Origin of the sequence: Mesorhizobium sp. L48C026A00, assembly GCF_000502375.1 — a bacterium.
Lineage (GTDB): Bacteria > Pseudomonadota > Alphaproteobacteria > Rhizobiales > Rhizobiaceae > Mesorhizobium > Mesorhizobium muleiense.
In genome coordinates this window covers 130,145-155,946 of sequence record NZ_AYWU01000009.1, presented here as the reverse complement: position 1 = coordinate 155,946, position 25,802 = coordinate 130,145, and the positions used below count along the sequence as shown (strand labels likewise).

22 protein-coding genes and 1 pseudogene are annotated in these 25,802 nt (G+C 60.3%); 12 read left to right on the top strand and 11 right to left on the bottom strand.

Annotated features, from left to right (window positions below):
* Positions 1 to 44: 44 nt before the first annotated feature.
* From hutC to X738_RS59735, 8 genes are all read right to left on the bottom strand, one after another.
* Positions 45 to 779, bottom strand: a complete 735-nt coding sequence (gene hutC / locus X738_RS59770) for a histidine utilization repressor (RefSeq protein WP_023799637.1) — start codon at positions 777 to 779, stop codon at positions 45 to 47.
* Positions 776 to 1,798: a zinc-dependent alcohol dehydrogenase gene (locus X738_RS59765; RefSeq protein ID WP_031255122.1), complete on the bottom strand. Its 1,023-nt coding sequence runs from the start codon at positions 1,796 to 1,798 to the stop codon at positions 776 to 778. The genes hutC and X738_RS59765 overlap by 4 nt, the downstream gene beginning before the upstream one ends.
* Before the next feature lie 6 nt (positions 1,799 to 1,804).
* Positions 1,805 to 3,127 (bottom strand): histidinol dehydrogenase, encoded by a 1,323-nt coding sequence (gene hisD, locus X738_RS59760; RefSeq protein ID WP_031255121.1) that lies wholly within the window; start codon positions 3,125 to 3,127, stop codon positions 1,805 to 1,807.
* 35 nt (positions 3,128 to 3,162) lie between these two features.
* Positions 3,163 to 3,963 (bottom strand): ABC transporter permease, encoded by an 801-nt coding sequence (locus tag X738_RS59755; RefSeq protein WP_023799634.1) that lies wholly within the window; start codon positions 3,961 to 3,963, stop codon positions 3,163 to 3,165.
* Entirely contained in the window at positions 3,960 to 4,901 is a 942-nt protein-coding gene (locus X738_RS59750; protein ID WP_031255120.1) for an ABC transporter permease, read from the bottom strand. The genes X738_RS59755 and X738_RS59750 overlap by 4 nt, the downstream gene beginning before the upstream one ends.
* A gap of 65 nt (positions 4,902 to 4,966) precedes the next feature.
* Positions 4,967 to 6,073, bottom strand: a complete 1,107-nt coding sequence (locus X738_RS59745; RefSeq protein WP_023799632.1) for an ABC transporter substrate-binding protein — start codon at positions 6,071 to 6,073, stop codon at positions 4,967 to 4,969.
* Between the two features lie 35 nt (positions 6,074 to 6,108).
* Positions 6,109 to 7,254, bottom strand: a complete 1,146-nt coding sequence (locus X738_RS59740; RefSeq protein WP_023799631.1) for an ABC transporter ATP-binding protein — start codon at positions 7,252 to 7,254, stop codon at positions 6,109 to 6,111.
* Positions 7,255 to 7,369: 115 nt separating this feature from the next.
* The gene (locus X738_RS59735) at positions 7,370 to 8,143 is read right to left on the bottom strand and encodes an SDR family NAD(P)-dependent oxidoreductase (RefSeq protein WP_031255118.1); all 774 of its coding nucleotides are present in this window, start codon (positions 8,141 to 8,143) and stop codon (positions 7,370 to 7,372) included.
* A gap of 235 nt (positions 8,144 to 8,378) precedes the next feature.
* On the opposite strand from X738_RS59735, the pseudogene X738_RS59730 reads away from it, so the two are divergent.
* From X738_RS59730 to X738_RS59720, 3 genes and pseudogenes are all read left to right on the top strand, one after another.
* Positions 8,379 to 8,628, top strand: a pseudogene (locus X738_RS59730) (plasmid stabilization protein).
* A gap of 1,035 nt (positions 8,629 to 9,663) precedes the next feature.
* On the top strand, positions 9,664 to 10,236 hold the full coding sequence (locus X738_RS59725; RefSeq protein WP_023799627.1) for a transglutaminase-like cysteine peptidase: 573 nt from the start codon (positions 9,664 to 9,666) through the stop codon (positions 10,234 to 10,236).
* 307 nt (positions 10,237 to 10,543) lie between these two features.
* On the top strand, positions 10,544 to 11,275 hold the full coding sequence (locus tag X738_RS59720; RefSeq protein ID WP_198032826.1) for a TylF/MycF/NovP-related O-methyltransferase: 732 nt from the start codon (positions 10,544 to 10,546) through the stop codon (positions 11,273 to 11,275).
* Positions 11,276 to 11,876: 601 nt separating this feature from the next.
* On the opposite strand, the gene X738_RS59715 is transcribed toward X738_RS59720, so the two are convergent.
* Both X738_RS59715 and X738_RS59710 read right to left on the bottom strand, forming a co-directional pair.
* A complete protein-coding gene (locus X738_RS59715) occupies positions 11,877 to 12,404 on the bottom strand; it encodes a class I SAM-dependent methyltransferase (protein ID WP_023799625.1) in 528 nt (175 codons plus the stop codon).
* A gap of 158 nt (positions 12,405 to 12,562) precedes the next feature.
* A complete protein-coding gene (locus X738_RS59710) occupies positions 12,563 to 13,495 on the bottom strand; it encodes a GSCFA domain-containing protein (protein ID WP_051407831.1) in 933 nt (310 codons plus the stop codon).
* 305 nt (positions 13,496 to 13,800) lie between these two features.
* Between X738_RS59710 and X738_RS82700 the strand changes: the two genes are divergently transcribed.
* From X738_RS82700 to X738_RS59675, 8 genes are all read left to right on the top strand, one after another.
* Positions 13,801 to 14,574: an FkbM family methyltransferase gene (locus X738_RS82700; protein ID WP_023799623.1), complete on the top strand. Its 774-nt coding sequence runs from the start codon at positions 13,801 to 13,803 to the stop codon at positions 14,572 to 14,574.
* Between the two features lie 162 nt (positions 14,575 to 14,736).
* Positions 14,737 to 15,717 (top strand): glycosyltransferase family 2 protein, encoded by a 981-nt coding sequence (locus X738_RS59705; protein ID WP_023799622.1) that lies wholly within the window; start codon positions 14,737 to 14,739, stop codon positions 15,715 to 15,717.
* Between the two features lie 261 nt (positions 15,718 to 15,978).
* A complete protein-coding gene (locus X738_RS59700) occupies positions 15,979 to 17,784 on the top strand; it encodes an ABC transporter ATP-binding protein (protein ID WP_023799621.1) in 1,806 nt (601 codons plus the stop codon).
* A gap of 6 nt (positions 17,785 to 17,790) precedes the next feature.
* Positions 17,791 to 18,969, top strand: a complete 1,179-nt coding sequence (locus X738_RS59695; protein ID WP_023799620.1) for a hypothetical protein — start codon at positions 17,791 to 17,793, stop codon at positions 18,967 to 18,969.
* 170 nt (positions 18,970 to 19,139) lie between these two features.
* Positions 19,140 to 20,162, top strand: coding sequence for a hypothetical protein (locus X738_RS59690; RefSeq protein ID WP_156942599.1), 1,023 nt, complete (start codon positions 19,140 to 19,142; stop codon positions 20,160 to 20,162).
* Positions 20,152 to 21,324 carry a hypothetical protein gene (locus X738_RS59685; RefSeq protein WP_023799618.1) on the top strand — a complete coding sequence of 391 codons (1,173 nt, stop codon included), beginning with the start codon at positions 20,152 to 20,154 and terminating at the stop codon, positions 21,322 to 21,324. Before X738_RS59690 ends, X738_RS59685 begins: the two co-directional genes overlap by 11 nt.
* Positions 21,325 to 21,477: 153 nt before the next feature.
* Complete coding sequence (locus tag X738_RS59680) at positions 21,478 to 22,551, top strand: hypothetical protein (RefSeq protein WP_156942598.1); 1,074 nt, start codon at positions 21,478 to 21,480, stop codon at positions 22,549 to 22,551.
* Positions 22,552 to 22,872: 321 nt separating this feature from the next.
* Complete coding sequence (locus X738_RS59675) at positions 22,873 to 23,469, top strand: sulfotransferase family protein (protein ID WP_198032825.1); 597 nt, start codon at positions 22,873 to 22,875, stop codon at positions 23,467 to 23,469.
* 18 nt (positions 23,470 to 23,487) lie between these two features.
* Here X738_RS59675 and X738_RS59670 read toward each other — a convergent pair whose 3' ends face one another.
* Positions 23,488 to 24,405: a sulfotransferase family protein gene (locus X738_RS59670; RefSeq protein ID WP_023799614.1), complete on the bottom strand. Its 918-nt coding sequence runs from the start codon at positions 24,403 to 24,405 to the stop codon at positions 23,488 to 23,490.
* 174 nt (positions 24,406 to 24,579) lie between these two features.
* On the opposite strand from X738_RS59670, the gene X738_RS0141765 reads away from it, so the two are divergent.
* Complete coding sequence (locus tag X738_RS0141765; protein WP_023799613.1) at positions 24,580 to 25,749, top strand: glycosyltransferase family 4 protein; 1,170 nt, start codon at positions 24,580 to 24,582, stop codon at positions 25,747 to 25,749.
* Positions 25,750 to 25,802 lie beyond the last annotated feature (53 nt).

Genomic DNA, 25,802 nt, shown 5'->3' with positions numbered 1-25,802 from the left:
TTGGCCGATAGCGCCGCCCGCCCTGCCTGGCGGGCTGTCGCTGCTCATGCGGCGGGTGAGGGCGCGTAGCGGCTGCCCAGCGAATAGCGGCTGCCGACATAGGTGAGCTTGTTGACGGTGGCGACCGCCGCGCCCGACCAGGTCCGCCGATGCAGGAGCAGGCATGGGTCGCCGGGTCGGATCTTCAAATGGCGGGCCGCCATCTCTTCTGCGGCGACGGCCGAGATCACATGCTCCACTTCCGTCAGCGGCGTCGCCCGCTGCAGGTAGTCGTAAGTGGTGGTCGCCACGAAATCTTGCCGATGGTAGTCCGGTGCGAGCGCCGGATTGACAAAGCGTTCCTCGAGTTGGACGGGCACATCGTCTTCGAAATGCACGATGATCGAATGGGCGACCGGTCTGCGGCGCGTGAACTCGAAGGCGACGACGAGGTCCAGCGCCGGGTTGCGAATCTTCTCGAGGACGATGACCTCGGCCCTGTGGCGTGCGCCGCGCGCGGCGATCTCGCCGGCGATGTTCCTGATTTCGATGAGGGCCGATTGCGGTTTCGGCGGCGCCACAAAGGTGCCTACGCCCTGGATACGCAGCAGGTGGCCTTCCGAGGTCAGTTCCCTCAGCGCCCGGTGCACCGTCATCCTCGAGACGCCGAGCGTGCTGACCAGCTCGTTTTCGGAAGGCAGCCTGCGGTCCTTCGGCCAGTTGCCACTGCCGATATTGCCAAGCACGTAGTCCTTGACCTTTTCGTAGAGCGGCCCGGCGGTTTCGGTAAGCCTGATCATCGTCCGCTCTCCATCCGGACGATGGTCTTCAACCCGCCGCTCACGCCGGCGATCAGGCGCTGGTAAGCGGCGGGAATTTCGCCGATCGCGATCTCGTCGGACACGAAGCGCGACAGCGCGGGCGCGAGATCGCCCAGCATCGAGACGGCCGGCGCAAGCTCGTCGGCGAAGGCGTGGCAGCCGACAAGCGCGATCTCGCGCTCGACCAGCAAGTTGGGGTCGAGGTCGAGGCGGCCATGCGAAATGCCGACCAGCGCCAGCGTGCCGCCGCCGGCCAAAACATCGAGCAGCCGCGCCATCACCGCCACGCTGCCCGTCGCGTCGATGGCATGGCGCAGATTGGGGGCATGGCGCAGATTGGGATCACAGGGCAGGGCGTCCAGGTCGACGACGGTCGCGCCGCTCACCTTGGCCACAAGCTCCGCACGCGCCGTATTGCGGTCGGCGACGAGGACCTGTCTCTCGCCTGGCCGCGACAGGAGCAGCGCAGCCAATCCGCCGATCGGGCCGCAACCAGCGATAAGCACCGGCGCTGCGGCCGGCGCCGCCAGCCGCCGCACCGCGTGCAGGGCGACCGCCAGCGGCTCCGCCATGGCGGCGATCGCGGGATCGAGCGTGGGGTCGTGGCGCACAAGCAGCCGCGCCGGCAGCTGCGTCTCTTCCGCGAAGCCGCCGTCGCAGATCTCGCCTACAAAGCCCAGTCTGGCACAGACATTATGCCGGCCGGCCAGGCAGGCAGGACACTCGCCGCACCAGAAGCGCGAATCGGCCACGACCCGGTCTCCGAGCGCAAACTGGGACACGCCGGCCCCCACGGCAGTCACTTCGCCAGCGAACTCATGTCCAACGACGCTCGGCGCGCGGCTGATCCACTGACCGGTGCGGAAGTTGTGGAGGTCGGAGCCGCAAATGCCGGCGGCTGTCACCTTGAGCCGCACCCAGCCAGGCGCTGGTTCGCCGGGAGATGGCACGTCCTCAACCCGCAAATCGCCCGCCGCATGGAGTCTGGCCGCCTTCATCATCCGCTACCGCGCCAGATATCGGTCGCGCACGTCGGAGACGGCGTGTTCATGCGAGGAGAAGCCTTCATAGCGGGCAAGTGTGCGGGCATGGCGCGCGAATTCCGGATAGGCCGCTTCCGTCACGTAGCCGATCGAAGAGCGCTTGACGAAATCCGTGACCGAGAGCGGTCCACAAGTACGCGCCCAGCGACTGGTCGGCAGCACGGCGTTGGGGCCCAGCCCGAAATTGCCAATCGAGACCGGCGTGTGCGGTCCCATCAGGATCTCTGCAGCTTCGGTGATGTGGCCAAGGTGCGCGAAGGGGTCGGTGGAGAGGATCTCCAGGTGCTCCGGTGCGTAGTCGTTGATGAAGCGGTAGCTCTCCTCGATCGAGGCCGTCAGCACAATGCCGCCACAGGCGCCGGTCAGGACCGCGGTGGAGAACGCGACCCGTTGCTCGGTCATGCGCGCCCAGTGCTCCGGCAGCGCGGCCAGTGCCTCCTCCGCCACGCGGCGGCTGTGGGTCACCAGATAGGCAGACGAGTCCGGTCCGTGCTCCGCCTCGATGAGGAGGTCGAGCGCGGCCAGCCCGCCATGCACGCTGTCGTCGGCGAGGATGATCGCTTCAGACGGGCCGGCGGGAAGGCCAGGATCGATGACGCCGGCAAGCAGCCGCTTGGCCGCAACCACCCAGGGGCTGCCTGGACCGACAATCTTGAGCGCGGCCGTGATCGTCTCTGTGCCGTAGGCGACCGCGGCGACCGCCTGCGCGCCGCCGCATTTGTAGACCGTTTCGACGCCGGCGAGGCGCGCCGCAACCAGCGTCGCTGCGTCCACCGAACCATCGGGCGCCGGCGGCGTGACGATGGCAAGCTCCGGAACGCCCGCCACCACTGCGGGCACTGCGGTCATCATCGTCACCGAAGGGAACGCCCCTTTGCCGCGCGGGACATAGAGCGCCACCGAGCGGATCGGCGTGAAGCGGTCGCCGGCAAAGGCGCCGGGCCGCATTTCCTTGAGCCACATCGCTTCCGGTTTCTGCTCTTCGTGGAAATGCCGGATGTTGTCGATGCCGAAGCGAATGGCGGCGATCACGTCCTCGTCGACCATGCCGAAGGCGGCGTCGAACTCGGCGGGGCTGACCTTCAGTCGCGTGGCATCGAGATCTGCCTTGTCAAAGTCGCGGGCGAAGCGAACGAGCGCGGCGTCGCCTTCTGTTCGGACCGCCTCGATGATCGGCGCGGCCTTCTCCATAAAGCCAGAGAGATCGGTCTCTGAGCGCCGCATCAATGCCGAACGAGCGGCGGCGTCGAGTTGTCTCAAATCGTGGAATGATACGTTTGGCATAGGATTTCCTTTGCGGCCCGACGAGCCGGCTTTCCTCATTTCGATTTCAGGAAGATGTCGAGCCCGACCAGCCTGTCGAGCAGGAAAACGGCGACAGCCGAGCAGGCGATGAAGACCACGGAGATCGCGGCGAGATCCGGCGTGATGATCGAGCGGATGGAGTTGTAGATGAGCACCGGCAGCGTCACGATGCGGGCATCGACGAGCAGCAGGCTGACCAGGAACTCGTTGAGCGCCAGGATGAACATCAGCAGCGAGCCGGTGATCACCCCTGGCATGACCGCCGGCAAGGTGACGGAGAAGAACACCTGGAGCGGCGGCGCGCCGCAATTGGCGGCGGCCAGTTCAAGATCCGGGTCAAGCCCGGTGGCGCTCGCCGTGACCGCCCAGATCATGAAGGGCAGGTTGATGACGCAGCAGGCGATGCCGACCGGCCAGAGCTGGCCGAGAATGCCGGCGTTGCCGAAGATCAGCATGAGGCCGATGCCCGATCCGATCAGCGGGATGGTGAATGGCAGCAGCAGGTAGATCTGGATCGTCTTCTCAAAACGCACCGCATATTTCGCCAGCGCGATGCCCGCCAGCGTGCCCACTGGAATGGCAACGATCGTACAGACCGTCGCGACCTGGAGCGTGCGCAGGAAAGCATTGCGCAGGTCGGAGGCCTGCGAAATACGCGCGTACCACCGCAGCGACAGTCCATGCGGCGGAAACGTAATGATGTTGCCGCCGGTAAACGAAGCGCCGAGCACAACGATCGTCGGCGCCGAAAGCGTCACCAGGGCGATCGTCACCAGGGTCCACAGGACAATCGATTTGCTGCGCGAGCCGCTCACGCCCGCGACCTCCCCATGGCGAGCGTTCCGGCTCCAAACAGCGCGAACACCAAGCCGACAAGGATTGACCCGAGCGCGACCAGCATAAGCGCCAGCATCGCGCCGAGACCCTGGTCGGAGGTGCGGAAGAACTGGTCGTAGATGGCGTTGGCGATGAAATCCTGCGAGCCGCCGCCAAGGATCGCAGGGACTGCGAAATCGGTGAGCGAAAGCGTCAGCACCACCACGCCGGCGCCGACGAAGCCTGGACGAGCGAGTGGCAGCACGACGTGGATGAACGTGCGAACCCAGTTCGCGCCGAGCGATCCAGCGGCTGCCTCCAGCTCTTCGGGAATCGCGGTGAGCGCCGGCGCCAGCATCAGTACGGCAAACGGCAGCATGTACTGGACGAGGCCGAACAGCACGGCGGGATAGTTATAGATGAGCCGCATCGGGGCCACCCCGACAAGGCCGAGCGCCTCGTTCACCATGCCCTGGTTGCCGAGGATGATCAGCCAGCCATAGGCACGCACCACCTGGCCGATGAAGAACGGCAGGAACAGCGCGATCAGCAGGAATTTGCGCAATCCTGGCGAACGCGTGCGCACCATCAGATAGGCGTAGGGAAAGGCGAAGACCAGCGTCACCGCGGTGACGATCAGGGCGGCAACGAGGCTGCGCTGCGCGACGACGAGGAACAGTGGCTCAATCAGCGCGCGGCGGAAATTGGCGATGGAATAGTCGTCGGAGAACTGGAAGGTGGTGTCGAGCGTGCGCAGGCTGGCATCCGCGATCTGGATGAGACCAAGCACGAGCAGCCCGACAAGCAGCACCGCCGGAAGCAGCATCAGATAGGGCGTTGCGCGCCTGAACCGCGCCGGCCAGACAGCGGCGGCAACGCCTTCCAGCACATCCATGATGCGCCATGTCAGGGGATAGGCTGTCCTGGCTGCCCGCATGAAAACCCGTATCCGACGTCGTGAAGGAGCCGGTGCCGCACGAGCGCAGCACCGGCCGACCGGCGTCAGCCCTGCATGATCGCCTTGAACTTGGAAAACCACTCGCTCTCGTTCTCGACCTGGATCTTCGACGAGATGCGGATAAGGCGCTGGAAATCCGCTTCAGTGGTCGGATAGGACGGATCGCCCACCAGATCCTTGGGCGGCGTGAGGCCCGGCACCACGCCCGGCAAGCCAAGCCCGTCCAGCCAGATCTGCTGGGCTTCCTTGGTCAAGGCGTGATTGATGTACTTCTTGGCCCAGTAGAGTTCGTTTTCCGGCAGGCCCTTGGGGATCCACAGACCGTCAGTGTCAAATTTTGCACCCTCTTCCGGCACCACCCATTCGATTTTGACGCCGTTCTTGCGCGCCTCCCGGGCGTTGGTCGAGATGGTGCAGGCGGCGTCGATCTCGCCGTTCTGGAACCAGGTGGTGAAGTCGGGATCTTCGCCCAGCAGCGGCTGCTGTGCCTTCATCTTGGTGATGAAATCCCATGCCGGCTGCATGTTGCCGGGAATGTCCTCCAGCTTGCCACCACCGGCGACCTGGGCGGGGAAATGGAAGCCGATGCCGTCATTGTAGAAGGCAAGCCGACCCTTGAACTTCGGGTCAAGCAGATCTTTCCAGGACTTGGGCGGTCCATCCGGGAATGCGGCAGGCCGATAGGCAAGCACATAGACATAACCGTAGGTATTGACGATCGGGAAGCCTTCCAGGCCGGCCGGCTTGGCAAGGTCCGTCACATTGGCGAGGTTCGGCAGGTCGGAGAGGTCTTCCGTCACGCCGCGCAGTGCCGATTTCGTGGCATTGGTGGTGGTGTCCCAGTTGATATGGATCGGCGGGACGCGTTTCTGCGCCACGGCCGCCCAGACCTTGGGCTGAATCTCGTTGTCTTCGGTCAGGTCGTGACGGACAGCAATCCCCGTCATCTTGGTGAAGCTGTCGGACACCCCGGCCTTCAGGCTATCCACCCAGCTGCCGCCCCAGGCGCGCACGATGATCTCCGCCGGCTTTTCCGGTTCCTGCGCATAGGCGCCGCGCAGGCCGAGCGCTGAGGCGCCGCCGAGCGCAGCGGTGGCCTGAAGGAAGGTTCTGCGGGAAAGATGGGATAATGTCGGCTTAAAGCGCTTCATCTGCATTCTCCTCTGGGTTTGACCGGTCTCCGGTTCTATCGAAAAACAAGCATGTCCCTGGCATTCCACCCCAGGAACACGCTTTCGCCTATGTCGAACTGCGTGTGCGCGGCGGGATCATGGTCGAAAACGCGAATGACCTCGTCGCCAATTGCGGCGCAGGCTACCTCATAGACCATGCGCTCGCCTTCGAAGATGGTGTCGGTCACAGTCCCGGCCAGCATGCAATCAAGCTTCGACAGCTGCGCAGCATCGCCGGCGAGACGGATCTGTTCGGCGCGGATCGCTCCCGATGCCTTGTCGCCCTCGGCAGGCGGATTGACCGGATCGCCGACCTTTCCGGCAAGCATCAGATCACCCCGAACGATGGAAACATCGCCCATTTCCGATACGGCCCGTACCGTGCCGGCAATGAAATTGGTGACGCCGATGAAATTGGCGACGAAGGCGTTGCGTGGCTGGCGGTAGGTGTGGATCGGCCGTGCCTTCTGCTGGATCTCGCCCTGATCCATGACGACGATATCGTCGGAAACTACCAGCGCCTCGCGCTGGTCGTGGGTGACATTGATCGTGGTGACGCCGAGCTCACGCTGGATGCGGCGGAATTCGAGCTGCATTTCCTCGCGCAGCTTGCGGTCGAGTGCGGCAAGCGGCTCGTCGAGAAGCAGCAGGTCGGGCTCAAACACCAGCGCGCGCGCAATCGCGACGCGCTGCTGCTGCCCGCCGGACAGTTCGTGAATGCGCCTGCCGCCATAGCCTCCGAGCCGCACCAGAGCGAGATATCGCTCGACGCGGTCGGGAATGGTGCGTGCGTCGCGCCGACGCATCTTCAGCGGGAAGGCGACATTCTCGGCCGCCGTCATATGAGGAAACAAGGCAAGTCTCTGAAAGACCATACCGATCGACCGCTTGTGCGGTGGCACCGCGCTCACCGCTTCACCGTTGATGAAGATCTCGCCGCTGCTCGGGGTCTGGAACCCGGCGATCATCCGCAGGAGGGTTGTCTTGCCGGACCCAGACGGCCCGAGAATGGTGAGAAACCGGCCCTTCGGCAGATCGAAGGACGCGTTCTTGACGGCTTGAACCCCATCGAAGTCCATCCCGACGTTGCGGACCGTGACGGCGATTTCCCTGTCGCCTTCCGCTTCGTGCGAAGCTGCGGCCCGAAAACGCTCCTGCATTGTGGTTCCCCATTTGTCGCCGGTCGCATGCAAGGACGTCCAGCGTGTCAGGTGGTATATACAACCATATACAAGCTCGGTCTACACAGTCCTCGTTGCGCCGCATCTCAGTCGCTCAGATGGATGCGAGAAAGCCGCCGTCGACCGGAATGCAATGCCCGGTGACATAGGCGGATGCCCCGCTCGCCAAAAACACAACAGCTCCGGCCAAGTCCTGCATCGTGCCGAAGCGCCGCTGCGGGATCTTGGCCAGCATCGCAGTCTGCCAATCGGGATCCTGATAAAAGGCGTCCGTCATCGCCGTATGGAAATACCCCGGAGCGATGGCGTTGACGCGGATGCCGAGCGATGCCCATTCCACGGCGAGTGCGCGGGTCATGCCCAGAAGCCCGGACTTGGACGAGCCGTAGGGTACCGCGGTCGGAATGCCGACATAGGAGGTCAGCGAGCAAAGATTGATGATCGCGCCACCGCTGTTGTCGTCAGCCATCCGCCGCGCCGCAGCCTGCGCGCAGAAGAAGGCGCCCTTCAGATTGGTCGATACGATGCGGTCCCATACCGCCTCGTCCACGTCGAGCGAGGGCTGGACTTTTTCGTAGCCGGCGTTGTTGACCAGAATGTCGAGCCCACCAAAGGCATCCGCCACCTCGTCGACCACCACGCGGATGCGATCGGTGTCGAGCACGTCGAGAGACCGGCAAAGCGACCTTCGCCGATGTGCGCTAATTCGGTCCGCCGTTTCACGAAGGGAATTTTCGTCGCGGGCGGTCACCGCCACATCGGCACCGGCCGCCGAGAGCGCCTCCGCCATGGCCTGGCCGATGCCGCGGCTGGCGCCCGTCACCAGCGCCTTTTTTCCGGTCAGGTCGAACAGGCGAGCGGAGTCCATGGCGGTTTCCTGCATTCCCGAAAAAAACCATGCCTTCGGATTGGAAACGAACACCAGTTGCGGCCGGTTGTCTATACATCTTGCGCTATTGCGGGGGTGCCACCAAACGGCGCGGCGCCGGTTTGCGGCGATCGCTTGAACGACGGCATCCCGGATGGCCCCCCATCAGAACGCCATCAACTGGCGTCTCGCTGGCAAAGCCATTAAGCTCTATCAACGGCAAAGGGAGTCCCACATGGTCGAACCGCGGCTGTCCGTGCGCAGCGCAAAGGCGCGTGATCTTGCGCACCGGCTGGCTCGGCGCGAGAACCGCTCGATCGCCGACCTGGTTGAGCGCGCGCTCGGAATCCTATGAGGTCCGGCAAGCCGGTCGTGAGCCGGCGTCGACGTTCTACGCGCGTTTCGCTAGCGCTTATGGCGTCGAAATCGACCTTGAAGCGGCGATCCGGGGCGCTCGGCAGGTTGATTCGGGACCTGAGCTTTGATCTTCCCCTGCTGCCAGACTCATTTCCGAGACGCTGAAGAAGTCGCCCGAGCCTGCCTTGTCGCATGGTTGTTCGCCATGGCGCCTCGACACGCTCGCCTGAGACATTGAATTCACCCTATCGGCGCGATTTTCCCGGGCGCCCTGGTCCAATCACCCCGCGGAATGCGGGGTGATTGGACAATTTTGCATGGGAGGAAAAGTTCAGCGCATCAACGGCTGCCCGCCCATGGCGCACGACCCCTAAGGACCTTGCCGGGCTGTGGCTGTTCTTCTTGCGGAGCGACCACCGGTTGAGGCAAGGAAGCCGTGTGACTGGTATCCAAGGTCATTCCGCTGTTGTCGACGCCAGTAGGGAAGCCGCGGGTCGGGTCGCGGTCCGGGTTTTGATTGGCAGCGAGCGAGACCCCTGTCGACAGGGCGAGGAGGGCGATAGCGGTTACAAGTTTGTTCATCGTACTGTGCCTTTCAATAATGAGCAGACCCGCCGACGGCGGCTCGCGCGGAATTGACTCCTGCTTTGCGAAATCCCGTCGGCTCTCTGTCTCGCCATCATGACGAGGCTTCCTGCTCACGGATGAAACTACGCTGGGCCTGTCGCAGAGGTTTGCCCGAGTGCTATCGAAGTGTATCCGAATGTATGAGAATCCATGCGAGGTCCCGCAGCTCTTGGACTTCGACAAATTTGGCTACAATTTTTTTGGCCGCCTGTCGGCGTTTGCGCGGCCAGATACCTGTCGGGCGCCGGTCATCAGGTCCAGGTAAGCGGAGCTGCCGAAGAACGCCGATGACGTAAAAGCGGGACAATTCCCCTGATCGGGTGAACGCATAATTTGCTGATCGGGCGACCGCGCGGCGCCCACCATCAGGTGGTTCGCGACCGTCGCTTTAAATTGTGCGGCGGCTGTGTTGATGCGCTTATGAAAAGATGGTAACGCGGTATTAAAGGTTGTTTCGGGTTGTTACCTCTGGGGCGGGGCGAATGGGATTGGTGGTACCGCGGGCATGGCTGTGTGCCGGCCTACTGATAGGCTTGATGATGTCCGCGACGCCGATGGAGAAGGCTTCGGCCGACGTTGTGCCTGGCGCCATGGCCACCGGGCAGCCAACCTCCATCCCTGTCGGCTACATCGAATTCTGCAGACGGCGGGCCGCGGAGTGCGCGATACGATCAGGCAAGAGCGCTCCAGTCCTTCTGTCCGCGGGCATGGAAGGCAAGCTCGCCTCCGTCAACAAGCTGGTGAACAGATCGGTCAGGCCCGCGAGCGATTTGGACGTTCACGGCATGATGGAATTCTGGTCCTATCCTGACGGCGCGCTCGGCGACTGCGAGGATTATGTCCTGCTCAAGCGCCAGTTGCTCAGGCAGAAGGGCATATCGCTGTCGAATCTTCTGATCACCGTCGTCAGGAAGCAGGACGGCGAGGGGCACGCGGTGCTGACCGTCAAGACCGACAAAGGCGACTATGTGCTCGACAACCTCAACGACGATGTGAAGCCTTGGTCGGTAACTGGATATCGATTCATAAAAAGGCAGTCGTCTACGCATACCGGGCGCTGGGTCGCGATAATCGAACACCCCGATGTACTGGTCGGGGCAGTCGACTGAACCTCCCGAATTAGCGGATCGACAATGCCTGGCGCTGGCGCTCATGCCGGAGAACGGCCAGGGATGCCCGGCTGCGCGCCTGTTCCGCACCGGCCCAGGCACATGACCCGTGATCTTGAGTCGCACTGCATGGGCGTTCCATTCCAGGCATAGGCTTATTACGAGCACCGGGAAGCACTCCTTGCGGCGCTCGATAAGCTAATGTCCCTCAGCCGGAACTCGATTTCATTCTGCGCCTGATGCCGGTAGAGCTTTCTCTTCTGCCCGTGTTATGGACATGTCGAATGCTGGAGGATACAGGATGAAATTGAGAGACGCGGCACTTGCTGTCATTTCGAAAAAACGCAGAGGCGTGGCCTGGTACAAGGTCTCTCAGAAGAAGGCCGACAAATACGGCTTCTATGTTTATTCCAGTCATATGGTCTGGAAAGACCAGCCGTTTTTCCGAAAGGCGCTGCAGCGGGTCAAAAACATCCGTGGGATTCCAGATCCCCGGGCTTTCGTCCTGCAAAGCTGCTTGCGATCGATCGAGCGTATCGACGGCGATGTGGCCGAATGCGGCGTAAGGCAAGGCCGCTCGACCATATTCATGCTGATGAGCGATCTTCGGCCACGGCACTACCACCTTTTTGACTCGTTCGCTGGCCTCTCGGAACCGACCGCAGAGGATCGCAAGCCAAACGGCCGAACGCCATGGAAGTCCGGCGATCTTAGCACCGACGAGAAGGTAGCCAGAGAGAATATTTCCGACTTCAGCAACACCACTTTTCATGTCGGATGGATACCGGAAACTCTCTCCAACGTATCTGACCGGCGTTTCGCCCTGGTCCATATTGACGTCGATCTTTACGAGCCGACACGTGACGCGCTCGCCTTCTTCTACGATCGGGTGTGCGCGAATGGCATGATCATATGTGACGACTACGGCTCTGCGCTCTGTCCTGGAGCCCGAAAGGCCTTTGATCAATTTTTCGAAAACCGCCCGGAAGGCGTCATCGAACTTCCAACGGGGCAGGCGATTGTCGTAAAGGCAAGCTAGTGCGCGGCATTCCGCGCCAACCAGCCGCAGGTTCGCGCAGTGTTCAGCTTGCACAAACAGTCCCACGAAGTACTGGGAAAAACAGAAACATTGCGGAACAAAAGTAGCAGCTATTGGGAAAAGCTGGTGCGGTCGAGAATTGTCGCACTTTGAGGCAGGCAAAGGACTTAGCAGAGAAATGGCTCTCACCTCGTCCCTTGATTCCATTGCAGGACCCGGCGGGGCACCCGCACCCTTGAGCTACTTCAAGCAGCGAAAGATTCTCGCCCCTTGACGGTTGCCACGCCGGCTGCAGAATCTCTGGCATGGCGCGGGAGATAGGCATTGGCGACGAGGTGGCTGTGACTGCCACGGTGCGCTGGCGTGTCACTGAGGCGGCGTAAGCGTCTCGATCCCGAGCTACAATTTCCCGCATTCGAGACAGCACGTCTAAAGGTCAAGCTCGACCTTACCGGAGACACCCGGATAGATGAGGGCGGCAAGGTCACGATCGGACCTCGCAGTCACAGTCGACATAGAACGGTCAATCTGATGGCGAAATATCGGGCGCCAAAGCGCAAGGTGTCGCTGCGCGACAAGGCGGGACTGAACGCAACAAGCCCTAGTGGCGATGATAAGCCTGAACCGTGCAGCCGCGCGGCGACTGGTGGCGATGAGATAAGCTGAATCCAGCGCCCTCGATTAAAGACTGAAGACGAGTATCTTTTTCTTTTGGAACCCGCGCCACGACGGTCTGTGCGCGGTTGACGATGTCGGCAAAGATGCGATCAGCCTTATCCTGGCCCAATCCCCTGCGGACATGCTGGTAAACAGCGAGGAGCAGAACGACATCATAGCTGTCCCTGAGAACGGATGGAAGCTTTCGGCTCCCCAAGTTCATGGCATCAAATCGGCTTTCGACGCCAGATCCCAGAAAGATCGAGCGAGCCACGCCGATATGCGGTTTCAGGATGTCGATGCCGTGGATGTAAGCCGGCCTATGCTTGGCGATTTCATAAGCGACGATGCCCATATTGCAGCCGACATCGAGGATCGTCTTGCCGGCGTAGTCTACCCCGCACGAAAACAGCCCATCGAGGCGATCCTCCCACGTTCCTGCGAATTTCTTGCGGGTGTTCCAAAACAGCATGAATTAGCCTCTCGTGGCTGGACCAGGTCGGCGCTGTATATCGGCCAAGAGCGCGCTGCGCTAGTCTCAGTCTAGCGCTGAATGGCTGCGGCTACTCTCCATCGACACGAAGAGAGGATGTCACGGCGGCAAGGCACGGGGTGTCTGTACGATGACGCCTACGACGGAGCAAAGTACGCGTTGAAAAACTGTTCAACGATGTCGTCGACGACCGATCTCTTTACGTGCCGTAAGTCCTCTTCGTAGCTATGAGTGAGGCCTCCATAGGTGACAAGCTCGAATGAGGGAAGGTAATGGACATTGTCCCGTTCCCGGCAGACTTGACCAAGCACAGCCCGAAGAACGGATTTGCCTTCAGTGTTCGCCGTGACGACATCCGCGTCTTGAAACGTCCGAGCCAATGCAACCGGTGAGACTGTGAGAATTATCGGTGCATCGGGTTTGTGTTGACGGACCATGTCCACGGTAGCCATCACGTTGGCATAATTTTCCTGAAAGCTGCTGACGTGAAGCGTCGTTTCCTGCATTCCGCCTCCGCCACGATAAAGCGGTTTCTGTGCTGCTACCTTGCCACTGGCCCTGTTGATGAAGACCTCAGTCATTCCGAAGGTAAATATGAATGCCGTGGCCGCATCGAAGCCAACCCGCATCTCCGTGTTCATGCTCTCGATCACCTCTTTGAGAACTTCCGGAGATTTGGCGAGGATGAGACGGCGGTAGGGGTCCTGAAAGCAGATCGGACCCCAAGGCGCAGGTTTTTTGATCTGCCACCAGTCGTCATTGGCTTGATCCCACAAGCCGAGCATTTGCTCAATCTGAAGGCGAACAGTGAAGGTGTTATAGAAGTTCATATGCTCTCGCCCGGGCAGCTCATCTACAATGGCTTGCGCTGGGTCGAAACTGATATTTCTGTAAGACGGAACGCAGGCGACCTGCTTGTTTGTTAACGCAAGACGAATTTCCTCCGCAAAGCAACTTCCCATCGTGAAGAATATATCTTTTCGAGTGAATACTGCATTTTTACGGATTGTAATGACGCCTGAGCTGGAAAAATCGCCATACTTGTTATTCAGTTTGTCCGCAGCCGCCAAATGGATAGGTTGAATGTACCCGAGTCGCTTGCGGAGCCGAAGATACTTTCGTCGAACTCGCTCTAGCAATGTCACATCGCTCCATGATCGTCATAGTTGGCCGCTGACAGCAATGCCCGACGTTTAGCCCGCTTCCCCGCTGGCCGCAATCCGGCCGGCACGCCGCCAAAGCTCGCAATCACTGCCGTCATGCGGAAGCCCATTATCGTCGCAAACGCTCTCTTCAAAGCCAACCGAAAATAGGCCCCAAGCCCCGATCATTAAAGCGACTGCTCTAAGACACGCCAAGAATCGCGGCGACCCTGTTGCAGAGCAGCATCAAAATTGGCATAGAACGTCTCCCTCTCATCTGGATTTTGCGCATAGAGGATTTTGGTGCCGACGTTCAGTGGAGTCGACAGGATCTGTCGACAGGATCTTTTTGTGTGACTATGAACGTTAAATTGCTAAAATATCACGCTTACAGCCGTTGGTTCGGGCGTCCCTCATGGAATGCTTCGTATCTGTTCGGACGGGCCTGCCGGCGGCTGAAGCCAGGCGATATTGTCATAGATGCCGGCGCGAATCTGGGTGAGATCACCTCGGCCTTGGCTAAGACGGGCTCGACGGTTCATGCCTTCGAGCCAGACCCCCACACCTTCGAACGGCTGCGCAAGAACGTTGGAGCATTCAAAAATGTCCATCTGTATCAGCAGGCGCTTGCCGACCAATCCGGGACTGCGAAGCTCTACCGGTCACGTAAATTCAGTTCTGATCCAGACTTTTGGTCGCAATCCTCTTCATTGTATGCCGACAAATCTAACATCTCGAAAGACGACTACACTGAGGTTGAGCAGTTAAGCATAGTTGATTTCGTTAGAGAGCTTGGATCTCCAGTGCGGATACTGAAGATTGATGTAGAGGGCGCGGAAGTGCCAATGCTCGAATCGATATTATCCTGCGGATTGATGAACAAGATCGATATGATCTTTGCCGAAACCCACGAGAAAAAAATTCCACAGCTTGCAGAACGTACGCGCGCGCTCCGCGAAGCAATCAAACGAGATTGGGCCAATAAAATCAACTTGGACTGGCACTAGTCATCTCCACTGGATGTTGACGAGTTGGATCGCGCCTTCATAACCACCTTTGCCATCGCCTATAACAAGTCGAGTGATGAGCGACGTTCGAAAAAAACATGGCGATCCGAACATGGCCGCTGCGACCTTGTGCGGACAGCCCCTTGAAATTTGTGAGCTCAAATGAAGAAAAGAAGCCAGTTTCATATTTTCCGTAGATCGATTGCCGACACAATTCAGTATAGATTTCGCAATGCGCTGAGGAAAGACGATTTAGAAGCGCGTGGAAATCTATCGCCTGTTTCTCAAGAAGAAATCTTGCTTGTGGCAGTCGTCAGGAACGAATACCCTGAGATAATTCCATTCCTTGATCACTATCGATCGATTGGCGTTTCCAGATTTGCCATTGTCGATGACCGTTCTGAGGACGGGACACGGGAATTTCTGTTGAGCCAGCCAGATGTGGACGTATTCATCTCACGAAAGACCTATGGAGAAGCAGGGCGCGGAACTTTCTGGCGACAGGATATAATCCGCAGATACGGGTTCAACCGGTGGTACGTGATCGTGGATGCGGATGAATACCTGGTTTATGATGGCATGGATCGCCACGACCTGCATGACCTCGCCGGTTGGATCCAAAAAAGAGGCATGAAGCACCTGCTGGCGCCGATGATCGACATGTATCCGGCAGGAGACTTAAGGGACTTTCCGTTTGACCCAAAACGCGCTCCTTGGGAGATAGCCGATCATTTCGATGCTTCAGGATACGATTACACGACGAGCCCGCAAAATATCAAAATCCGAGGTGGCCCGAGAAGCCGGGCGTTTGGTACGCACACCCTAACCAAATATCCGTTCGTATACGGAGATAGATTGACGATCTTAAATTCAATTCACGCTCCGCTACCCTATTGGCGTAACCACGTGGAGAGTTATGGCGCTCTTCTTCATTTTAAGTTTTTCTCTAATTTCACGACGAAGGCTCAGGTCGCGGTCGATGAAGGCCAATATTGGAACGGTGCGTCAAAATACAAGGAATACCTTTCCGCCACTATCGGCAAGCCGGACTTCAATGTGATGAGCGAAATTTCGCAAAGGTATTCGGGTATTCAGGATATAATCGGTGCGGGCCTGACCCAAGCTATTTCTTGGAATGATTAGATCGACAACCCGGTCCTTGGCTGCTCACAAATTTCGCGGTTGGGAGCCCGATTTTGCTAGAGGCTCTATTCCAAAGCCCAGGCGATCATTCCTCTTGGACGCGGGCTGGCATCCGGATTCGGCATTGACTGCGGGTCCGAACAAAGTCACAGACAAGCAATCCGACATAGATTTATAGCAGATGTGCGAGCGGTGTCGCGAAAGTCGCATGGATCGGCAAAGGCCAACTGACACCGACGACACATCGCAGCAGGAAACCGAATGAGCGCAAAGAGACGAATTTCAGCGGCCTTGGCGTACCCGCTGGTCAAGCGCCTGATCCTCGAGAACCTGCCGCCGCACATAAAGCTGTATCTCGCCGGTTTGCTGTGCACGATTGCCGGTGCGGCGGCGACGTCCGGATTTGCCTGGATCATGCGTGACATGATCAACAGCATCTATATCGACAGGAACGCCGCCGCCGTTTGGGGTATCAGCGCGGCAATCATCGGACTTTCCGCTGTCAAGGGCATCGCGGCATACGGTCAAACCATTACGACCGGAAACGTCCGCAGGGCCATCGTGTCGGACCTCCAACACCGGCAGTTTTCCCGGCTGATGCGCCTCGACATTGGCCATTTCGTCAATCAGCATCCGGCCAAATTCATTTCCAAGATAATGTTCAATGCACGCGCCGGTGCGTCCGTCATCATCACGCTGACGAGCAACACGGCCTCTGACGTTTTGACCCTGGTCGGACTGGCAAGTGTCATGGTCGTGCAGGACCCGACAATGTCGCTTATATCGGCGGCGGCTTTGCCGGTGATCTTCCTCTCGGTGAGCACGATCACGCGAAAGATCAAGTCGCTGGCAAGGGGCGAAACAGAGCTGGCGGCACAGGTTCAGTCGATCGGCACGGAAGCCATAGACGGCATTCGCACCATCAAATCGTTCCAGCTCGAGGACAAGGCGATCGCCAGTTTCGCTAAGGCTGTCCGCAAGATGGAAAGGCGCGGCGTCCAGATCAACCGGACATCGGCGTTGATGAGTCCATTGATGGAGACGGGCGGCGGCTTCATCATCGGCCTTTTCCTCATTTATGCCAGTTGGCAGACCCTCGGAAACGGCAAGACACCAGGCGAATTCATGGCCTTCATAACCGCCTTTCTGCTTGCCTATGAGCCCGCCAAACGGCTGGCCCGGGTCAATGTCGATATCCAGAAGCTAATGGTTGCCGTCGAGCAGATGTATGATTTGATCGACACGCCCGAACAGCGACAACTCGCAACCGCAGGCGAGCGACTGACCGGCGTCGAGGGCGGTATCCGTTTTGAAGATGTAGCCTTCTCCTATGGAGGCAACAGCCCGGCGCTGCACGGTGTTTCCTTCGAGGTCCGACCTCGTGAGAAGCTGGCGGTCGTTGGCCGCTCCGGCGCTGGCAAGACCACCATCGTCAATCTGATCTTGCGCCTGATGGAGCCGGACAGGGGCAGGATCTTCATCGACGACAAGGACATTGCCAAGATCAGCCTGGCCGACGTTCGCGACAATATCGCACTGGTGTCACAGGATATCTTCCTGTTCGAAGGTTCTATCCGTGACAATATTCGCGACGGACGCCCGAACGCCACGGATCAAGAAATCGATTCCGCGGCGGAACTCGCCCGGGTCACAAGTTTTGCATCGAACCTTGAAAACGGGCTCGACACGCTTGTCGGGCCGGGCGGTGCCAACCTGTCGGGCGGGCAGAAGCAACGCGTTGCCATCGCGCGCGCCCTGCTCAAAAACGCTCCGGTGATTGTCTACGATGAAGCAACATCCGCGCTGGACGGCGAAAACGAACGGGCGGTCATGGAGGCTGCCTTCGACGATGCATTTCACCGCACTGTGATCTGCATTGCGCACAGGCTTTCAACCATCAAGGCGGCCGATCGCATTCTCGTATTCGACGCTGGCATCCTCGCGGACTCCGGGACTCATGAAGAGCTTGCCAGGCGCAGCGAAATCTATCGCTCGATCTTCCATCTGGAGACGTCCGCTCCGCTCGTCGAAAGCGGCAAAAAGCTGCGGCAGAGCGTATTGCGCTGAAGGCCGATGACCAGTTTTTACCACGGTTCCTACATCCGGTATGTGATTGGTGGATTGGGCCTGCGGTTGCGCAGATACACAAAGGCCGTGCGGACGCTGTTTACCGGCTCCAGGCCCCGTTCCGTTCTTGAGCAGCAGGCCAAGGTCGACGCGCTGATCGCGCGCAGGGACTGGACAGGGCTTGAAGCAAGTACCAATGAAATGGCCATCATGGCCGATCGTGCCCGCGACCCTGAGATGATGCAGAAGGCAGGCCAGGCGTTCGAACGGCTGGGCAACTTCGCGCGGGCGGCCGAGCTTCGGCTTTCCGCTCGCCGGCAACGAAAAGGGAAAGGTGCCAATGAGTGGACTGGAGAAGACCTCGGTTCGGATAGACTGCTGATCGATCTTGTGGAGGATGACCCTCGCAGTCTTGGCCGGGTTATCCGCCATGCGCGACTGGCCGGCGCCGCCGCTGCATGTGCGCAAAGTGCGACGATTCGGGTCGAGCCGCGCCTCGTATCGCTTGTGCAGCGGACGTTCCCCAACGCGACCGTGGTCCCAGCGCAGCAGAATGTCGTTGGTGACAAATTTGCGACCTTCGAAAATCTCGCCTGGATTTTCGGCCGCGATGCCGAAAGACTAGCCGCCGACTTCGTGCCGCTGCGGGCAGATCCTGAACTCGTCGAGATCTTCCGCAAACGCTATCGCTCGATGACGGATCAACCATTGGTCGGCCTCTCCTGGGGCAGCAAATCCCATAGCAAGGACGTGCCTGATTTCCCCGAATGGGCACGGTTCATCGCCCGGACACAGGCGACGTTCGTTTCCCTCCAATACGGACAGATCAAGCCGGCGCTGCGGCGCCTGCGCAACGGCAATGACGCACGGCTTATCTATGACGACAGTGTCGACCAGATGCTTGATATGGACCGTTTCGCCGCGCAGATCGCCGCGCTCGATGCCGTGGTGACGATCAGCAATACGGCGGCCCATCTGTCCGGAGCACTCGGCGTGCCGACCATTTTCCTGATCGATGACAAGTTTCAAACAGCGTGGCCGGTGACTGGCAATCGAACGCCCTGGTATCCGAACGGCGTCGTCATGCGCAAGGAAGGACGTCCGTGGCCGGTGGTACTCGACGACGTCGGCCGGCGGCTCTCGTCGATTCTGACGGCGCGTTCGACGCTGTCTAGCGATAGTTGAGGGTCGCTGTGCCGAGCAGACGGTCCATACTTGAAAAGGCAAAAGCCGCCGACCTGCGCCCGCAAGGTGTTGACGGCAAGCGGCTGCAGAAGGTTCTTGATCGGGCAAAGAAGTTTTTTAAGCGCCCCTCGCGCCATGCTGACGAAAGCGTCAAACGGCATGCGAGCCTGATGGCGCAGAGTGTCGAACGGCGTGACTGGCAGGCGGCCCGGGAACATGCGCTGGCACTCGGCCTGCTCGGTGAGCAGCTTGGCGATCGCGGGCTTGTCAAAAAAGCCGGGCGTGGACTGAGACGCCTCCGCGGCGGCAATCGTGCCTGGCAGTTGATTGCGTCGAGCAAGCAAGTGCCCGGCCGGCCCGAATGGGATGGCAGTGATCTTGCGGGTCGCAGGCTTGCCGTCGAGCGGCGCGAAGGCGATCTCGCAATCTTCCTCCAGTTCGCGTCGCTGCTTGGCCCGGTGGTCGCGGCCGCCGACCGGTGCACCGTCCTGATCGAGCCGCGACTGGCGCCACTTTATCGCAGAACATATCCCGCGCTCGATGTCAGACCAGAGGCGGAAGCGGCGGCGGCGGTCGACGCCGATGTCTTCGCCTGCTTCGAGACACTGGCGAGGCACTTTTGGCCGGATGAGCCGACAGCGCGTGCGCCCTTCGTTCCGTTGGAGCCGGACCGCCGGCTTGTCGCCGAGTTGCGCGGCGCCTATCTCGATCATGGCCCGGGGCCCCTGATCGGCTTTGCCTGGGGAAGTCTGAACAAAAGCAAGGACCTGCCGGTTCTGGATGACTGGCGGGCGCTGCTCGGCGGTCTGCCGGGCCATTTCGTCAGCATGCAATATGGCGATGTCGGGCCGGCGCTCTCCGAATTCGAGCGGTGGGCGCCGGGACGCATCATCCATGACGCGTCCGTGGACCAATTGTCGGATATGGACCGCTTCGCCGCGCAAATCGCCGCCCTCGACGCGGTGGTGACGATCAGCAATACCGGTGCCAATCTGGCGGGAGCGCTCGGCGTGCCGACCGTCGTCCTGCTCGACGATGGGTTTCGGCTGTCGTGGCCTGCCTTCGGCGAGACCGTCGCCACATATCCAAGCGTTCGATTGGTGCGAAAGGGCGGCCGGGCGTGGGCGTCCGCGATGCGGGAAGCAGGTGGACGGGTTGCGCAAATCATCGGTGGAGTTGGTGATGGAAGCTAGTCAACTGCTTCGCCGGGTTCGCCGCTTTGTCGCGCTCGCAGGCTACAATTACAAGGTCTGGTTCCGTCGTCACCGGCGGCAGCTTTTCCTGCGCTGGCGCGATGGCGACATTGCCGATCAGATGGCGGATTATAGGCGAAGCATCGACGCGCGCGACTGGTCGGCGGCGCTGCCGAAAGCCCTGGCGCTGGGATCGATCGCGAAGTCGAGGCACGAGGTCCACCTGCTGGACGAGCTCAGCAAGGCGCTGATGCGCATGGGCGCCTACGGCCCGGCGGCCGAACTCAAGATCGCCCGGCGCCACATCGTCGAGGGCCGCGCCGACGGCGAATGGCTGGGCCAGGATATCTCGGGCCAGGTCCTGCTCGTCGATCTGATGGAAACCGAAAAGCAGGGTCTGGCCACCGCGATCCACCATGCGAGTTCCGTCGGCCGCGCGCTCGCCCGGGCCGCTCGTCTGATCGTCCTGGTCGAGCACCGCTTGGTGCCGCTGTTTCAGCGGACATTTCCCGCCGCCGATGTGCGGGCCGTCGGTCAGGGGACCAAGGCAGCCTATGGCGAGGCCCACCTCTTTGCCGGCGTCCAGCATCTGACCGCCGTGTTCGAGACGGATGAGACCACGATCCGGGAGCATTTTGTTCCCCTGAAGCCGGACCCGGCGCGGGTCGCTGACTTTCGCGCCCGCTATCGCAGGAACGGGCGGCCGTTGGTCGGCGTCGCATGGGGCAGCTCCAATCCCGGCAAGGACCTGCCGCCGCTCACGGCATGGCGCGGTCTCCTCGGTCGACAGGACCTGCAGTTCGTTTCGCTGCAATATGGCCGGATCGAGCCGGACCTGAAAATCCTGACCGATGGTGATCCCGCGCGCATCTTGCACGACGTCTTGGTGGATCAACTCGTCGACATGGATCTTTTCGCCGCGCAGGTCGCGGCGATGGACGCCGTCGTAACCATCAGCAACACCGGGGCGCATCTGGCCGGCGCACTCGGCATCCCTTCGGTCTTCATCCTTGGAGACGGCTTCAAACGTTCCTGGCCGGTCGAGGGCGACCGCACGCCTTACTATCCTTCCGCCGTGCTGGTCTCGAAGCGGGAACGACCCTGGGCTGCGGTGATGGAAGACGCACAAAACCACATGGGCTCACTCATCAGCACTGGTTGAATCCACCACCCAAGGCATCGCGAGTGTCCCAGGCAGGTTACAACCAGCGGGCAGTCAAGCGCCTTCTTGACGGCGAGACCAGTGTAAACTAACCGGCGGGCGGCCGTTCTGAATTTCACGGGCAAGAGGCGATGCATATCTTTGGGTAGTAGTTTGGGAAACAAGGCGTCTTCTCCTGTCAGCGATGGCTTTGTGCAGCGGCTCCTCGCGGCGTACCGGCTTGTGCATCCAGGAAATCTGTTCAAGCGCGGGCGTATCTACGCTCGCGGCAGGGCAGCGACGAGGACGGTCTACTTCGTCCCACACAACCGCAACAATGTTCGGCTGCTGGCTGACGCGGCAGAAATTCTGGGTGACCGCGGCATCCGCTGCGTGTTCGCGCATCTCGATGGATTGAAACGCGGCGGCGTAGCGCGACCTGAACTCAACGCCCGAGGAATATCGCATATCGGCTTTGCTGACCTCGAGCGGATGATCAGGCCCGGTGACATGCTGGTGACTGGAAGTGACTTTGCGCCGCAATTTTTTAGGCGATTCATCGACTCTATCAACTTCGGCATGGTCCGTGTGGTCGGCCTCATCGGAGGTGCGCGAGAGCTGCGGCCGCATCGATTTGTGAGAGCTGACTACATCCTGTCGATGGGACCAGCGGCGCTGCAGCAAAGGCGACAGCCGACATATGTTGTCGGCTCCCCGGTCATTGAGCGTGCCGCCGCAAGCGCTGGTGCCAGGCACGACGAAGGGCTTTTTGTGCTGGTGAACTTCAAGGGGAATATCGAGGACCCCGCAGATCGCCAGGCGATTGAAGCCGTGGCAGCCGCATGTGCGAAACTCGGCCTTGCCCATGTCGTTAGCGTCCACCCCACGATGTTCGCAAAAGTCGATATGCCGAACAAATCGCCGCTGGATTTCGCACAGCTGCTCCCGGACGCTCTGGCGCTCGTAACGCGCCCAAGCACCACTGTTTACGAAGCAATCGCCTGCGGCATTCCGGTGGTGCTGTTTCCGCCGGTTTCGCCCATGGTCGAGTTCGACAGGCCCATGGGCGCCTTCAAACCAACATTGTCGGAGCATGACCTCGTCGAGGATATCCGCGCTGCGGTCAGGTCAAGACCGACCTATTTTGAGCAAAGCCGGGATTTCCTCAATGCCAATCTGTCGATTGATCCAAAGGTGCCGGCTTCGCAACGGATCGCCGAAGCCTTAATCGATATTTACAATCGCTGATCCGCTCGATCAAAGTGCCGCAATCGGAGTCCATAAGTTGAGTTTGTTGTCCGCCTTTTTGCAAGGAAGCCGCCCCCTCCTTGTCGTCTCGTTTCCCAAATCCGGGCGGACATGGCTGCGAGTGTGCGGCGGGATACAAACGATGCTTGCGCGGCTCGATTACTGGAAATGGCTCGATGAAGCCTTTCAGCGGCATGGCATATCTCATGCCGACGACAGGGCAGGTGTGAATTGATCCGATGCAAAGGCTTTGTCTGCGGATGCGGGCATAGCGGCACCACGCTGATAGCGACCATCCTTGCCTCGCATGCCGATGTCTTTTTGCCATTCGAAGAAACCAACGTGTTTTTCAAATGGACCCCACTTGCGCTGTATCGCTACTCGAAGCTGAAACAGGCGGCCATTGGGGCGGGCAAGTCGGTGCTGCTTGAAAAGACACCGCGTCATATTAGGCGTGTCGACCGGATACGACGTCTGGTGCCGGGCGCGAAGTTCGTGATGCCGGTACGCGATGGGCGCGATACCGTTGCTTCGCTGACCAAGCGGCTTGGCGATGCGACCGAGAGCCTGGATCGCTGGATTTCGGACAACACAATGGTGCTTGCCGAGCGCGGCAGCACGGACGTCCTGATTTACCGCTATGAAGATCTTGTCAATGACCCGGAAGCGACCATCGAAAAGATCTGCACCTTCCTGGGATTGTCGTTCGACCAGAGTTTGCTCGACTATCATCGGAACCCGCAACGATGGTTCACACTCGATGCGCAACCCCAACATGCCGCGCTCCGCAACCAGCAGGTCAACAAGCCGATCTATGATGGCCGCGGCCGCTGGAAGACCGAACTGGGTCAAATGGAATTGAAGGAGCTTACCGAGGGACGCGGCAAACTGCTGATGCAGGCGTTCGGGTATCTTTGAGGGTTCCGCCCCGATCGTTCACTCTGGAAGCGCGCGCGGATAGCCAAACTGATCGAAGTCGCGCTCATAGGCGCGGTAGATCGTATTGGCCAGTTCTGGCGTGAAATAGTCGGCAAGCCTGCGGCGCGAGGAGGTGTGCAGAGGTGGCATCGCCGCGCGTCGCATTTCCTCGCTTGCACCGACATGATCGAGAACCCGTTCGAAATCCCGTGCGAAAGTCTCGGTTTTGCCGATGAGGTCGAACACAACGCCTGGAAGGTCGACGATGTCGCTTTGCCTCTGCCAATGCTTGTCGATGCGCCATGTCGAGGTCGTGCAGGCAAAGGCGACGAAATCAGCAAACGACAGGCTCTTGTCAGCACCGACAGGCAGCGATGGATCCGCCCTTTCGCGATGGGCCAGATAGACCTCCACCCTGCCATAGCCCTCCACAAGGGGGCGGTCGCGATATTGGTCGGCCCAGCACGACAACAGCCTTGTATAGGGATTGCGAACGAAGGTGAACCGCAAGGCTTCGGGACTTGTGGCCATGCGATGGAACTGCACGATGCCATGGCGAGGCGCCTGCAAGCTCGACGCCTTTCGGTTGTGCACCTTCCAGTTCTGGTCGCTGCGCCACTCCGACACGGTATCATTGCCGATCATGGCTGCAAGGTTGCTGCGAATGCGGCTGCTCGCCGCCTTCGGCGTGGCGAGATACAGGATCTTGAGTTGCGGGACGACGTCGATCAGGTCGTCCGGCAGATAAGCCGTCTGCATCGCTCTGCGGTAGAAAGCCAGAGCTTCCGGATGCGCCCAGGCTAGAAACGGCTCCTTGACCAGACCGCGGAGATTTCGCAGCCCCGGTCGCAACGAGCGCTCCAGGCGGCGGATCACGCCGACTTTGCGTTTGCCCGAGACGGTCTTGTCGGCGGGCGAGACATGGCTGGTGGTCATCGGCAAAAACCCTCGCCTTGAAAGCAGTCTACCGTCGTGGCATAGCCGCAACCACGCGGAACTATACGCCAGCGCCCCGATCCAGGACCGGCTTGCCACGCTTAATAGACTGCGAGCAAAGTCCCGCCAAGTTGGAAAGCTTGATTGGCTTGCAAAAGGGCGTAGCGAGGTCGCATGGATTTGCCACGGCATGATCAACGGGTTCAAGCTGACCCGAAAAAGCCTATCCTGTTCGTGCGCCAGCGTTACGCGCCCTTTGGCGGAGGCGAGATCATGCTGGAAAACATCATGGCGGCGTTCGCCGCGCGTCAACGGCCGGTGGCCGTGCTGTCAGGCGACTGGCCGCGACACGAAGGCATAGAGTTCATCCAGTGCGCCGGCCGCCGCTTTCCCCGCTACCTGCGGGCGACGTCCTTTGCCCGAGCCGCCTGCCGCAAGATCGCCGAAATGCCGCCGGCCCTGGTGCAGAGCAACGATCGCCTTCCGTGCTGCGACGTCTTCCGTGCCGGGGAAGGCGTTCATGCCGCCTATCTTGCCGAGCGACGGCGTTTCGAGACGCGGCTTGGCACGGCAGCGATGGCGCTGAGCCCGTTTCACCGCCAGACGCTACGCCTCGAGCGCGCGACCTATGGCAGCCCACGGCTTAAAGCGGTGATTGCCATTTCGAAAATGGTGGCGGAGGACATTGTCCGTCACTACGACTATCCGGCCGAACGCGTGCACCATATTCCCAACGGGGTCGACCTGGAGCGCTTCAACCTGGAGTTGCGCAGACAGCATCGAGCCGTGGTCCGCTCACGGCTTGGCGTCGACGATGACAGGCCGGTCGTTCTCTTCGTAGGCTCGGGTTTTGCGCGAAAAGGACTTCTTGCCTTGATGAAGTCTGTCGCAATGCTCGATGGTGAGCCGGAGTTATGGGTCATTGGCCACGATTCGCGCGCCGATACGTTCCAGCGGGCCGGTGACAGGCTTGGTCTTGGTGCAAGGCTCCGAATGCTGGGGCCGCAAAAAGATACGCTGCCATGGTACGGCGCCGCCGACATTGCGGTGCTGCCTTCCATCTATGATCCATTCGGCACAGTGGTGATCGAAGCCATGGCCAGCGGCTTGCCCGCCGTCGTCAGCACCGGGTGTGGGGCGCGCGAGCTTGTCGATCGCTTCGAGCCGACGCTTGTTTGCGACGCAGCCAGCGTAAACCACCTCGCCGCCGGGCTTGCCCGCGCCTTGCTGCTGTCGTCACGGCCCGAGACTGCGGCTAGGGTCAGGGCGGCAGCCGAACACTACGATTTCAACGTCATGATCAGGAGAATGATAGCGCTGTACGAAAATCTCGACCTGAAATAATTTTCGACATATTTTTTGAATCCGTTAGGATCACCGGAGTGCCAACCGGCCGG